This window comes from Streptomyces sp. NRRL S-340 (assembly GCF_000720185.1).
GTDB lineage: Bacteria > Actinomycetota > Actinomycetes > Streptomycetales > Streptomycetaceae > Streptomyces.
Window position 1 is genome coordinate 100514 of record NZ_JOIY01000036.1, and the last position, 12694, is coordinate 113207.

General features: G+C 74.7%; 11 protein-coding genes. 9 read left to right on the forward strand and 2 right to left on the reverse strand.

What is annotated here, in order from left to right:
- Nucleotides 1-4: 4 nt before the first annotated feature.
- The gene (gene dapD / locus IG64_RS26755) at nt 5-991 is read left to right on the forward strand and encodes a 2,3,4,5-tetrahydropyridine-2,6-dicarboxylate N-succinyltransferase (protein ID WP_037860805.1); all 987 of its coding nucleotides are present in this window, start codon (nt 5-7) and stop codon (nt 989-991) included.
- Nucleotides 992-1360: 369 nt separating this feature from the next.
- Here dapD and dapA read toward each other — a convergent pair whose 3' ends face one another.
- Nucleotides 1361-2290 carry a 4-hydroxy-tetrahydrodipicolinate synthase gene (gene dapA, locus IG64_RS26760; protein ID WP_063758842.1) on the reverse strand — a complete coding sequence of 310 codons (930 nt, stop codon included), beginning with the start codon at nt 2288-2290 and terminating at the stop codon, nt 1361-1363.
- Nucleotides 2291-2408: 118 nt separating this feature from the next.
- On the opposite strand from dapA, the gene IG64_RS41255 reads away from it, so the two are divergent.
- The 5 genes from IG64_RS41255 to IG64_RS26780 all read left to right on the forward strand — a co-directional run bounded on the left by IG64_RS41255 (nt 2409) and on the right by IG64_RS26780 (nt 5962).
- On the forward strand, nt 2409-2597 hold the full coding sequence (locus IG64_RS41255) for a hypothetical protein (protein ID WP_158771646.1): 189 nt from the start codon (nt 2409-2411) through the stop codon (nt 2595-2597).
- The gene (locus tag IG64_RS26765; RefSeq protein WP_037860809.1) at nt 2594-3337 is read left to right on the forward strand and encodes a hypothetical protein; all 744 of its coding nucleotides are present in this window, start codon (nt 2594-2596) and stop codon (nt 3335-3337) included. Before IG64_RS41255 ends, IG64_RS26765 begins: the two co-directional genes overlap by 4 nt.
- Nucleotides 3338-3390: 53 nt before the next feature.
- Nucleotides 3391-3843, forward strand: a complete 453-nt coding sequence (locus IG64_RS26770; RefSeq protein WP_420709985.1) for a phage holin family protein — start codon at nt 3391-3393, stop codon at nt 3841-3843.
- Nucleotides 3840-4253, forward strand: coding sequence for a DUF3618 domain-containing protein (locus tag IG64_RS26775; RefSeq protein ID WP_037860812.1), 414 nt, complete (start codon nt 3840-3842; stop codon nt 4251-4253). The genes IG64_RS26770 and IG64_RS26775 overlap by 4 nt, the downstream gene beginning before the upstream one ends.
- Before the next feature lie 992 nt (nt 4254-5245).
- Entirely contained in the window at nt 5246-5962 is a 717-nt protein-coding gene (locus tag IG64_RS26780; protein WP_051813370.1) for an antibiotic biosynthesis monooxygenase, read from the forward strand.
- Between the two features lie 54 nt (nt 5963-6016).
- Here IG64_RS26780 and IG64_RS26785 read toward each other — a convergent pair whose 3' ends face one another.
- A complete protein-coding gene (locus IG64_RS26785; protein ID WP_037860814.1) occupies nt 6017-7852 on the reverse strand; it encodes an endonuclease/exonuclease/phosphatase family protein in 1836 nt (611 codons plus the stop codon).
- 306 nt (nt 7853-8158) lie between these two features.
- On the opposite strand from IG64_RS26785, the gene IG64_RS26790 reads away from it, so the two are divergent.
- From IG64_RS26790 to IG64_RS26800, 3 genes are all read left to right on the forward strand, one after another.
- The gene (locus tag IG64_RS26790; RefSeq protein WP_037860815.1) at nt 8159-9628 is read left to right on the forward strand and encodes a hypothetical protein; all 1470 of its coding nucleotides are present in this window, start codon (nt 8159-8161) and stop codon (nt 9626-9628) included.
- 550 nt (nt 9629-10178) lie between these two features.
- Entirely contained in the window at nt 10179-11762 is a 1584-nt protein-coding gene (locus tag IG64_RS26795; RefSeq protein WP_037860816.1) for a TROVE domain-containing protein, read from the forward strand.
- 142 nt (nt 11763-11904) lie between these two features.
- Nucleotides 11905-12483 carry a TetR/AcrR family transcriptional regulator gene (locus IG64_RS26800; RefSeq protein ID WP_037860817.1) on the forward strand — a complete coding sequence of 193 codons (579 nt, stop codon included), beginning with the start codon at nt 11905-11907 and terminating at the stop codon, nt 12481-12483.
- Nucleotides 12484-12694: the final 211 nt, after the last annotated feature.

Here is a 12694-nt window from a genome sequence, read left to right on the forward strand (position 1 = left end):
CCCCATGACCGACACTGCTCCCCGCACCACCGGCGCCGTCGCCGCCGGACTCGCCACGATCGCCGCCGACGGCACCGTCCTCGACACGTGGTTCCCCGCCCCCGAACTGACGGACGAGCCCGGCCCGGCCGGGACCGAACGGCTGTCCGCCGAGCGCGCCGCCGGACTGCTCGGCGGCGGCGCGACCGCGGCGACCGGTCCGGACGCCCGCCGGGGCGTCGAGGTGGTCGCGGTCCGTACGGTCATCGCCTCGCTGGACGAGAAGCCGATCGACGCGCACGACGTCTACCTGCGCCTGCACCTGCTCTCCCACCGCCTGGTCAAGCCGCACGGCCTGAGCCTGGACGGCATGTTCGGCTTCCTCGCCAACGTCGCCTGGACGTCGCTGGGTCCGGTCGCCGTCGACGACGTCGAGAAGGTGCGGCTCAACGCCCGCGCCGAGGGCCTGCACCTGCAGGTGACCTCCATCGACAAGTTCCCGCGCATGACGGACTACGTGGCCCCCAAGGGCGTCCGCATCGCCGACGCCGACCGGGTCCGCCTCGGCGCCCACCTCGCCGAGGGCACCACGGTCATGCACGAGGGCTTCGTGAACTTCAACGCGGGCACCCTCGGCACCTCCATGGTCGAGGGCCGCATCTCGGCGGGTGTCGTGGTGGGCGACGGCTCGGACATCGGCGGCGGCGCCTCCACCATGGGCACGCTCTCCGGCGGCGGCAACGTGATCATCTCCATCGGCGAGCGCTGCCTGATCGGCGCCGAGGCGGGCGTGGGCATCGCGCTCGGCGACGAGTGCGTCGTGGAGGCCGGCCTGTACGTCACCGCGGGCACCCGCGTCAGCATGCCCGACGGGCAGATCGTCAAGGCCCGTGAACTCTCCGGCGCCTCCAACATCCTCTTCCGCCGCAACTCGGTCACCGGCGCCGTCGAGGCCCGCCCGAACAACGCGGTCTGGGGCGGGCTCAACGAGATCCTGCACAGCCACAACTGAGGTCGCGACGAGCGGTCGTCACGGTGCGGCGCCCTTTCCGTCAGGAGGGGCGCCGCATGCTTTTCCAGCGGTGACGCAGGCGGGCCCCGCGGGGTGACGAGGGCCGCGGAGGCGGCCGGCGCCGCGAGGTCCGGGGCGCGCGGGCCCCGGCGCGGGCCCACGTGGTGCGGCAGGGCGACCCCGGGGTGCTCTGCCGTCACGGGCGCGGGGTCCGCCGGGCCCTGCCCGTCGTCCCGCCCCGGCGACCGGGCCGCCCGCCGCGTACTCCGTGACCGCCGGGCGACCGGGCGGCCCGCCGCGTACTCCGTGACGCCGGGCGACCGGACGGCCCGCCGCGTACTCCGTGACCGCTCCGGGCGTCCAGCGGGGTCAGGGCGCCGACGCCAGGAGCCGTTCGCAGGCCGCAAGCAGGCCGCCGACCGTCGCCCGGTCCGCGGGGCGCAGGGGCGCGCGGACCGGGCCCGCGGGCAGCCCGAGCGCATTGAGCAGGCCCTTGACGGTGACCGCGCCCGGCAGTCCCGCGTTCATCGTCGACTCGACCAGTTCCATGGCCTGTTGCTGCAGCCGGGCGGCGCGCGCCGTGTCGCCCGCGTCGAACGCGTCCAGGACGGCGCGCAGTCGGCCGGGGACGACGTTCGCGACCGTGCTCACGTATCCCGCACCGCCGACCGCGTAGAGGGCGAGGTTGTGCTCGTCGCAGCCCGCGTAGAACGCCAAGTCGGTGCGTGCCAGCAGCTTCTGGACGCCGAGGAAGTCGTAGGAGCAGTCCTTGACGGCGACGATGCGCGGGTGCGCGGCCAGTCGCAGCAGCGTCGTGGCCTCGATGCGGGTGCCGGTGCGGGCCGGGATGTCGTAGAGCACGACGGGCAGCCCCGAGGCGTCCGCGACCGTGCGGAAGTGCGCCTCGACCGCGTCCTGCGGCGGTCTGCTGTAGTACGGCGTCACCACCAGCACCGCGTCGGCACCGGCCTTCTCGGCGGCCAGGGTGAGTTCGACGGTGTGCCGGGTGTCGGCCGTGCCCACGCCCGCGACGAGCGTGGCCCGGTCCCCGACGGCCTCCCGGACGGCGCGGACCAGGTCCGCCTTCTCGGCGTCCGTGGTGGTCGGCGACTCGCCGGTGGTGCCGTTCAGGACGAGCCCGTCGCACCCCTCGCTCACCAGGCGGTCGGCCAGGCGTCCGGCGCCGTCCAGGTCGAGGGCGCCCGACGGGGTGAAGGGCGTGACCATGGCGCACAGGGTGCGGCCGACGGGGCGGGCGGGTTCACCGGCACCCGGTGTGCTCTTCGCGATCGTCGTCATGGAGGTAGTCTCGGCCGACCCTTCATGAAGCTCCACTTAATTCTTCTACGGGGAATTGGTAAGCAATGCTGGAACGAAGGTGTGCTGTGTCCAAAGTCCGCCGTTTGGGTCACCATGGGTGGTGAAGGTCACTGACCGGCAGCTCATGGGAGGCGTCATGAAGCTCGGCAAGGCACTGGCCACCGGAGTCGCGCAGGAGGAGGAGCAGCCGCGGCCGGCTGAGGAGGAGACTCCCGCAGAGGCCGTCCGGGTCCCGGAGGAGACACCGGCCGCCACCGCGCCCGAAGAGGTCCCGGCCGCCCGATGAGGCTGCGGCTGCCGACGGAACACCCGACGGAGCCGCCGACCGGTTACAAGATCGCCCACCCGGTGCTGTCGCGGGACGGCACCCGGGCCGGGTTCACCGGAGTGTCGCTCGGCGGTGCGCTGCCGTACGGCGTCGTCGCGGACGCCGGCTGCGTCTACGGCCGCCGGCACCGGCCGCCCGCCCGGCTCTGCGACTGCGGTTTCCACTGCGTGCACGAACGCGCCGCCGCGCAGGCACTGTTGTGCACCGCCGAGCACCGGTCCGCGGTGCTCCTGGAGGTGTCCGTCCTCGGCGCCTACATCCGCTTCGAACGCGGGTACCGCTATGCCCGCCAGCGGGTGCGGACGATGACGGTCGGACCCTGCGCGTGCGGCGCGCCCGCCACCGCGCTGGCCGACGCGGGCTGGGGCCGGCCCGGCCGGCGGGCCCTGGCCGCCGCCTGCGCGGGCTGCGTGCGGGGCCGTACGGCCCTGACCCTCACCGGGTTCGCCCGGCTGGCCGGGGACGGCCTGCGGGTCCTCGCCGAACCCGGCCCGGCGGTGGTGGCCGGTCAGGCCGCCCCGACCGCCGCGGGCCGTCCGGCGGGCCTCGCGGACGCGGCCGGTCCGGACGGCCGCGAAGGCCCGGGCTTGCCCGAACTCGTCGCGGAAGCCGCCCTGTTGCAGGCCCGGCTCGACTGGTTCCAGACCCAGCTGGCCCTGCTCGGCGAGCGCGGCCCGGGCGGCACGGGCCAGGGGTAGCGGAGGCGTCCACGGGTACCCGGCCCTCCCGGACCGAGAGGAGGCGGGACACCGTGACCGGGACCATCGATGCCAGACCTGTCCGCGCGCGGCACCCTGTGGCGGGCGACCGCCCGGCGCACGACCGGTCGGTGGGCGAACTCGTCCACGACGCCACCGAACAGCTCTCCCTGCTCGCACGGCAGGAAGTCGCCCTCGCCAAGGAGGAGCTGACCGTCAAGGGGCGGCGCATGGGGCGCGGCGGCGGACTGCTGGGCGCGGCGGGCGCACTCGCGTACGTGGGGGTGTTCGCGCTCGCCGGGACGGGTGTGGCGGCGCTCGCGCTGGTGCTGCCCGTGTGGGCCGCCGCGCTCATCGTGACCGGCGTGCTGTTCGCGCTCGCGGGCCTGCTGGCCCTGACCGGACGCGCCCAGTTGCGGCGCGCCGGACCGCCCACACCGCAGCAGGCGCTCGGCAGCGTCAAGGCGGACGTCGAGGAACTCAAGGAAAGGGCACACCACCGATGACCGACGGCAGGCAGGGGGCGGCCGGCGGGGCCGCGCGGGCCCTGGGAGCGAAGGGGCCGGACGAACTGCGCCGGCAGATCGAGCAGACCAGGACCCGGCTCGGTGACACCGTCGAGGAACTGGCGGCGAAGGCCGACGTCAAGGGCCGCACGAGGGCCCGCGCGGCCGACCTGCGGGACCGCGCCGGGGCGATGAGCGTCCAGATGCGCAGCGGTGCCGCGCAGGCCGGGCACCGCGCCGAGGAACGGGCCGCCCAGGCGCTGCGGCGCACACGGCAGTCCGCCGGCCGGCCGGTGAGCGACGCCGCCCGCGCCTGCCGCCGCCATCCGCGCCCGCTGCTGATCCTGGGCGCGGCGGGAATGGTCGCGCTGACGGCGGGACTGCTGCGGCGGCGGCGCGCGCACAACTGAGAGGACGCTGCGTACGGCCGAGGTGCGGCGCGCCACGAGCGAGTGGCGCGCCGCCCACGTGCGCCGGGGCGCGCGTGGGCGGCGCGGGCGGCAGGAGGGGCGGCGGCGTGCCGTACCGGACACCGCTCGCGGAAGGGGCACCCCGCCCGGATACGGCTTGGTGCGTGGATACGGCTGGTACGCGCAGAGGGCCGGCGCGGGCACGGCCCGCGCGCCGAGAGGGCCGGCGCGCGGATACGGCTGGTACGCGGCACGGCCCGCTCGCCGGGCAGGGCCGGGCTGGGTGCTCGGGTACCGCTGGTACGCGGGTACGGTCCGCTCGCGGGCGGGGCTGGTGTGCTCGGGTACGGCCCCGCGCGCGGACAGGGTTGCCCGCGCGGAGACGGGCCGTCCCCGGATACGGTCCGCTCGCGGGCGGGGCTGGTGTGCTCGGGTACGGCCCCGCGCGCGGACAGGGTTGCCTCGCGGGGACGGCTGGTACGCGGCACGGCCCGCTCGCGGACGGGCTGGTAGCGGACACGGTCCGCGCGCGGACAGGGTTGCCCGCGCGGAGACGGGCCGTCCCCGGATACGGCCCGCTCGCGGACGGGGCTGGTCCCGCGCGCGGTCAGGGTTGCCCGCGAAGACGGCCGTCCCCGGATACGGTCCGCGCGCCGACACGGACCGCGCTCTGGCCGCCGGGTGGTTCCGGTTCCGCCAGGGTGCGGTGCCGGGTGGGCCACGTACGTGTCCCTCGCGTTCGTGCTCCGGGGCCCGCGCTGCCCGTCCTCGTCGGCGCGGGGTGGCTTCAGTCTGGGCTCGCGGGGCGGTGCGGTGGGCGCGGGGGTCGTGCTCCGGTGGGGCGGTGCCGCGGCACGCGGGTCGCGCCCGGTGGGGCGGTGCCGCGCGGAGCAGGGGTTGACCTCGACTTTGGTTGAGGTCCGAGAGTGGGGGACGCCCCGGTCGGACGCCGTGCCGTCCGCCGTCTCCCGCGAGCATGGAGGCCCGCTCAGATGATGTCCGTACCCCGTACGACCCGCCGTACCACCGCGCACCCCGTCCTCACCGACCCGCGCGTGGGCGCGCCCCTCTTCAGCACGTGGCGGGTGGGAACCCCCGAGCGGCAGCGGCAGACCGTCGAGGCCATCGCCGAGACCTGGACCCGCCGCCCCTGGCCCGCCCGCGACCTGCTCTCGTACCACGTCTACACCGGCGAGGACGGCTCCACGCTGCTCCACCACTCGCAGTGGGCGAGCGAGCAGGCGTTCGAGGCGTTCGTGAAGACCCACCGGGAGGAGCGGGTCGACGAGATCGACACCGCCGTCCCCGGCATCGAGCGGGTGCGGCTCGGCCGCTACCGGTACCACCGCGGTTCCGTCGGCCGTCCCGGACGGGTGCCCGGGAGCATCGTGATCGTGGACGTCGAGTTCGACGGCCCCGACCCCGGCCGGCAGCGCGCCTGGGCCGACGCGGTCCTCGAGGCCCTGGACGGGGAGCCGGACCCGCACCCCGGCGGGATCGCCGCCCACTTCCACCTGAGCACCGACGGCACACGGGTCCTGAACTACGCCGAGTGGGAGAGCGCCCGGGCGCACCGGGAAGCACTCGCGGCCCCGGGCGACGGCGTCGGGTCACCGACCGGACAGTGGAAGCGCGTCCAGACCTGGCCCGGCATCAAGAGCAGCACCGTCAGCCGCTACGAGCACGCGCTCGGGCTCGTCCCCGCCTGAAGCCGGCCGGCCCGGCCGCGGCCGGGCGCGTCGCCGCCCGGCCGCAGCCGCCCGCTACGGGCGCAGCCGCAGCACCTGCGGGTCGTGGTCGCTGATCTGGTCGTGGAACTCGGAGTTGATGTGCACGCTGTCGTAGTCGAAGCGGTGGCCGTGCCGGATCGAGGGGCTGATCAGGATCTGGTCCAGGACCTGCGCGTTGCCCTGGTAGTCGTACGTGTACCGCTCGCTCCTGGGCAGCGACTTGATCGCCGACCACAGCTCGCCGCGGCCCTCCAGGATCTGCGCGGTGCCGGAGAACTCGAAGTCGTTGATGTCACCGAGGGCGATCACGTCCGCGTTCCGCTGGACCTTCAGGATGTCCTTGACGAAGGAGTTCACCTCGGCGGCCTGGAGGTGGCGCTGCGTCTCCGAGCCGCGCACCGGCGGCTGGTACTGCGAGGTCAGCCCCTGGTCGCCGCCCTTGGACGCGAAGTGGTTGGCGATCACGAAGACCGTGCGGCCGTGGAAGACGAACTCGCCCGCCAGCGGCTTGCGGCTGGACTTCCAGGCCCCGCTCGCCGGGTCGACGCGGCCCGGGGAGGCGGTCAGGGCGGCCTTGCCGTGCACCCGGGTGACGCCGACGGCGGTGGTGGAGTCACCGCCGGGGCGGTCGGTGAAGGAGACCCGGGCCGGGTTGAACAGGAAGGCCTGGCGGATGTTGCCGCCGGGCTCGCCGCCGTCCTGGTCGTCGACCGGGTCGATGGAGCGCCACTCGTACCGCGGGCCGCCCGCCGCGACGATCGCGTCGATCAGTTTGGTCATCGTCACGCCCGCGGTGACCGTGCCGTCGTCGGTGGCGCCGTTGTCGTCCTGGATCTCCTCCAGCGACACGATGTCGGGCGAGCGCAGGTTGTGCACGATCGCCGAGGCGTGCGCCGCGAAGGTGGTGTCGGACGGGTCCAGGTTCTCCACGTTGTAGGTGGCCACCGCCAGCTCGCCACGGGACTGCGCGCGGGTCGTCTCGCGCCGCAGACCGCCGCTCTCCAGCGTGCCGAGCCGGTCGGCGACCAGCGTGTAGCCGCCGAACTGGTTGTAGTCCAGCGGGCCGGTGGTGGCGCCCGCGAGGGTGTCCCCGACGTCCGCCACGGGGAAGCCGGCGGTGGGGCCCAGCGACTGGATCTGGAGCCGGCCGGTGTTCTGGGAGTCGTAGGAGCCGTAGACCGTGCCGCCGCGCCGGGTGGCGTGCTCGTGCGGCTTCACCGTCACCCACAGCTCGGTGTACGGGTCGGTGGCGGTGACCACGCGGGCGTCCTGGACCTGGACGTTCATGCCCTCCAGCGACTCGTAGCGGTCCAGGGCGTAGTGATCGGGGCGCAGCGGCAGGGCGTTGACCGAGCCGTTCGCCGCGCTGTCGCCGGCCGGGGCGTAGGCCGCGGGCACCGACTCCGCGTCGAGGACGACCGGGGCCGGGACGGCGTTGCCGGCGGAGAGCACGGTGACGGCGGGCTTGGTGATCTCGGTGACCGACTGGTTGCCCGAGGAGGTGCCGCCGGGGACGTACTCGGAGACCGTGCCGGTGACCGTCACCGAGTCGCCCACGGCCGCCTTCGGGGCGGAGCTGGTGAAGACGAAGACGCCCTCGCTCGTGGCCGGGTCCGCGTCCGGGTCGGGGTCCTGCATCCAGAAGCCCTTCGAGGAGCCGTAGGTACGGACCCCGGTGACGATTCCGGCCACGTCGGAGACCTTCTGGCCGGCGTACGGGGAGATCCGGGTGGTGCCCTGGATGTCATGGATGCGCACTGAGTCCGCGTGCGCGGGCGCGGGGAGCACGATCATCTGGGTGACCGCCGCCGCGGAGCAGACGGCGGCGACGGTCAGCGCGGCCAGCCGCGCGGAAGACTTGCTGGGCAACGGAATCCCTCCGGGGACGTACAGGAGCGCCGGGACGAGGGTGGTGCGTGGAACCGGACGCCGCGACCGGCGGGCGGCGCGGCGCGCAGAGCGGTCGGTGAACAGCTGCCCCCCGAATTTCTACGCGCGTCAATCTCCTGCGCGGCCAGGGTGGTTGTCAAGGTTTCGGCCATGTACGCGAGGGGTCCGGCAGATGAACCGGTCGGCATGGGTGGAAATCCGTCTAGGCTGAGCGGTTGAGTCGTCAGGCTTTTTCGGCCCGGGGGGCGCGCACCCCCGGCCACCAGGTCCTAGGAGAACCAGTCGATGTCAGACACGTCCCCGCTGCCGCCGGTGCGGCTGGCTTCCGAACCGGAACTGGCCCGGGACGCCCTCGCCACCCCGCTCCTGTCCCGGGCCGCCCGGCTCGCCCGGTGGGCCGGACCCGCGACCCGGGTCGACGCCGGCGGCGCGCTGGTGCCGGAGCAACTGCCCGCCGCCGCCGGGGAACTGGGGCTCGACGGCGACGACGCGGCGGCCTGGGCGAGCGAGGCGTGGCGGCTGGCCGTCGACACCGGGCTCGTCGAGATCACCGACGAGGAGGAGGGCACCGTCACGGCGGGCGCGGAACTGCGGCTGCTCACCGGCGGCTCCCCGCACGACGTGCTCACCGTCTGGCTGTCCGCGCTGGACGCGGTCCTGGCCGACGCGAGCGTGCCCGACCTGGACGGCCTGATCGACGCGATGGACGAGGGCGGCGCCGTCGACCTCTCCACGCTGGACTGGGACCCGCAGGCCGAGGCGGAGTTCCTGGACGGGGTGCTCGCCAACCTGTACCTGCTCACCGTCGGCGAGGAGGGCCCCGCCGGCGCTCCCGTGCCGCTGCCCGCGCTCGCCGCCTCCATGATCGTGCCCAGCGACATGGGGGAGCCCACCGACGACATACTGGAACAGGTCTCCGACGCGATGATGCGGCTGGACGACCAGTTCCGGCTGCTGGAGCCGGTCGGGCTCGTCGACTACCGGCCGGTGGACGAGGCCCTTCTGGAGGACACCGGGGAGGCCGCGGACGGCGAGGGCGCGGAGCGGACGGGGGAGGCCGCCGGGACGCCGGTGACCGACGACGAGGTGGAGGTCGCCCGGTACGGCATGGTGCGGCTCACCCCGCTCGGCCTGTACGGCATGCGCGCCCGGCTCCTGGAGGCCGGCCACGACGCCCCGGCCGTCGGCGACCTCGCGGACAAGGGAGCGGACGCGCTGCTCGACGGCACCGCCGCCTTCCCGCCCGCCGCCACGCACGCCGAGACCGAGCAGTGGCTGGCGCGCCGCGAACCCCTGGCCGCCGCCCGCGAACTGCTCGCCGCGGCGCGCGGCACGGACGCCGGGGCCCCGCTGCGCCGTCTGCGCTGCCAGCAGGCGCTGTCCCTGGTGGGCGCCGTGGCCGAACCGGCGCTGCGCGAGGTGCTCGACGACGCCGAACTGGGCGGTCTCGCCCGGGTCTGGCTGACCGAGCGCGGCCTTCCCGACGTGCCCCCGCCGACCCAGGACATGATCTTCTGGCTCACCATCGACACCGTGGCCGCGCAACTGGCCGCCGAGGGCGAGTCCGACGAACTGCACGCACTGGTGCAGGGCCTCGCCGAGCAGCACAGCGGGTTCTTCGCCGCGGCCTGGCGGGTGGACCACCCGCGGACTGCGGACGTCCTGGAGGCCATGGGACGGCTGCACCCCGACAAGAAGATCGCGAAGGAGGCCCGCAAGGCGGCCTTCAAGGCGCGCTCCGCACAGGGCGGTTGAACGAACCGGGGCGAACGCCTCCCCGGCCCGAGCACGGGCGAGCGGGCCGCGGAACAAATTCGTTCGCCCGGCCCGCGGTCTCCCTCCTAGAGTGATGCACGTCCAGGTGCGACAGGCAGGACCTACTTCCACTCATCATGGGGAGGCCGCGGGTTCGAATCCCGCCACCGGCACCACGCGCCGGTGTAGCTCAGAGGCAGAGCACCACACGTCGGTTCAGCCGCCCTCGATCTCTGGACACCGAAAGCTTCACGCACCTCCCGGTGCGCCGGCCGCGGCTACTTCTTCGCACAGAATCCACGCCGCTGCCGAACTGATCTCGGGAGGCGCGGCTCATGGTGGGTGCCCGGTGCGCAGGCAACGGTTACTTCTTCCGGATCGGACGGTTGCGGGTTCGAGTCCCGTCATCGGCTCAGGGCCGGTGTAGCTCAACAGGCAGAGCATCTGACACAGTCCGTCGCCGACCCCTGATCTCGGGCACCCTCCTTCTGCCGCGCCTCCCTCCGGAACACCGCGAAAACACGGTGAAACGAATTCGGGGGAATTCACGATGGCGCGATTCAACACCAGGACCGCCCGTCCGCAGCCCGTTTCCCGGGTGACGTCCACGGGGCGCGTGCTGCGCACCCACGAGGGCGGCCGGGGCCGGGAGCGGGACGCGCGCTCGGAACTCTTCCTGCTCGCGGTCTCCCACATGGTGTCGCAGCGGACCTTCTACGAGGACGGCGCCGACCGCGACGACCGGTTCGTGCGGCTCGTGCGCGAACTCGCCGTCACCGACCCGGCCTGGACGGCCGGCCTGCTCGGCTGGCTGCGCGGCGAGGGCAACCTGCGCACCGCCGCGGTCGTGGGCGCCGCCGAGTACGTGCACGCCCGGCTGGCGGCGGGCGCGACCGATGGCCCCGCCAACCGGCAGGTCGTGGACTCGGTGCTGCGGCGGCCGGACGAGCCCGGTGAACTGCTGGCGTACTGGACGGCGACGTACGGGCGGGCCGTGCCCAAGCCCGTCAAGCGCGGGATCGCCGACGCCGTACGCCGGCTGTACCACGCCCGGTCGCTGCTGAAGTACGACACCGCCTCCAAGGGCTACCGCTTCGGCGACATCCTCAACCTCGTGCACGCGGTGCCCGACCCGGACAAGCCGGGGCAGGGCGAACTGTTCCGGTACGCGCTGGACCGGCGGCACCACCCCGAGACGGCGGTGCCGCCGGCGTCCGACCCGGTGCTCACCGCGCACCGGGAGCTGATGGCGCTGCCGGTGGCCGAGCGGCGCGCGGTGGTCACCTCCGCCGACGGCGCCGAGCGGCTGGCCGCGGCGGGCCTGACCTGGGAGGCGCTGGCCGGCTGGCTGCAGGGCCCGATGGACCGGGCGGCCTGGGAGGCCGTCATCGGGTCCATGGGCGTGATGGCGCTCGTGCGCAACCTGCGCAACTTCGACCAGGCCGGCGTCTCGGACGAGGCCGCCGCACGGGTCGCGGCGAAGATCAGCGACCCGGAGCAGGTGGCCCGCTCACGGCAGTTCCCCTTCCGGTACCTGGCCGCCTACCAGCACGCGCCGTCGCTGCGCTGGGCGTACCCGCTGGAGCAGGCGCTCGGCCACTCGCTGGCCAACGTGCCCGCGCTGCCGGGCCGGACGCTGGTGCTCGTGGACCGCTCGGGGTCGATGTTCTGGTCGCGGATGTCGGAGCGCTCCGAACTGAACCGGGCGGACGCGGCGGCCGTCTTCGGCACGGCGCTGGCGCTGCGCGCGGCGCACGCGGACCTCGTCCAGTTCGGGTCGTCGAGCGACCCGGTGCCCTTCCGGCGGGGCGAGTCGGTGCTGAAGATCCTGGACCGCTTCGGCGACCTCGGCGGCACCGACACCACCGAGGCGGTACGGCGCCATTACCGGGGGCACGACCGGGTGCTGATCGTCACCGACGAGCAGTACGCCCCCAGCCGGCACGGCGACCCGACCGAGCAGATCCCGCCGCACGTGCCGGTCTACACCTGGAACCTCGCCGGGTACCGCGCGGGGCACGGGCCGTCCGGCCGGGACGGACGGCACACCTTCGGCGGCCTGTCGGACGCGGCCTTCCGGATGGTGCAGCTGCTCGAAGCCGGGCGGGACGCCGACTGGCCGTGGACCGGCTGAGGACGGGACCGACCGACCGGCTGAGCACGGGACCGCCGGCCCCCGGCCCCGGACGAGTCCGTCGTCCGGGGCCGGGCCCGCCCCCGCGTCCGGGGCTCCGGTAAATTACGGAGATGGTCCCCGGTTCGCGAGGAGGGTCTGGATGACGCAGGTCAGGCCGATGCGCGCGGACGCCCGGCGCAACTACGAGCGGTTGCTCGAGGTGGCGGCGCGGGCCTTCGCCGAGCACGGGGAGAACGCGTCCCTCGACGACATCGCCAAGCGCGCCGGCGTCGGCTCCGGCACGTTGTACCGGCACTTCCCGAACCGGCAGGCGCTGCTGGAGGCGGCCTACGTCGACCGGATCGAGGCGATCGCCGCCCGCGCGGACGAGCTGGCGCGGGACCTGCCGCCGGGCGGGGCGCTGACGGCCTGGCTGGAGGAGCTGTGCGTCTGGACGATCCAGGTGCGCGGTCTGAAGGCGCTGCTCGGGTCGGCCGTCACGGACGGCAGCGCGGCGGCGGTCACGGTGTGCGGTACGTCGCTCAAGGGCGCCGCGGCCCGGCTGGCGGAGGCCGCGCAGCGGGAGGGGACCCTGCGGGCGGACCTGGAACCGCTCGAACTGCTGCGGCTGGCGCACGGCGTGGCGACGGCGTCCGAACTGGCCGACGGACAGCAGGCGGGGCAGGGGGCGCACATCCGGCGCTATCTGTCCCTGCTGCTGGAGGGCCTGCGGGCCTGAGCGCACCCGTGCCCGGCGGCGGTCACGGCAGGGGCGGGCGCGGCAGGGCACGGCAGGTGGGGGGCTCGGCCGGTCACGGGATCGGGCGGCCCGGTACGCCGGTGCCCGGGCCGCGGTGGCCGGCTCCCGGGAGGTGCCGGGGCCGCGGGGCCCGGGCGCAGCGTCTGGTCCGGTACCGGAGGGGCCCGGCTCCGGGTACGGCCAAGCACCG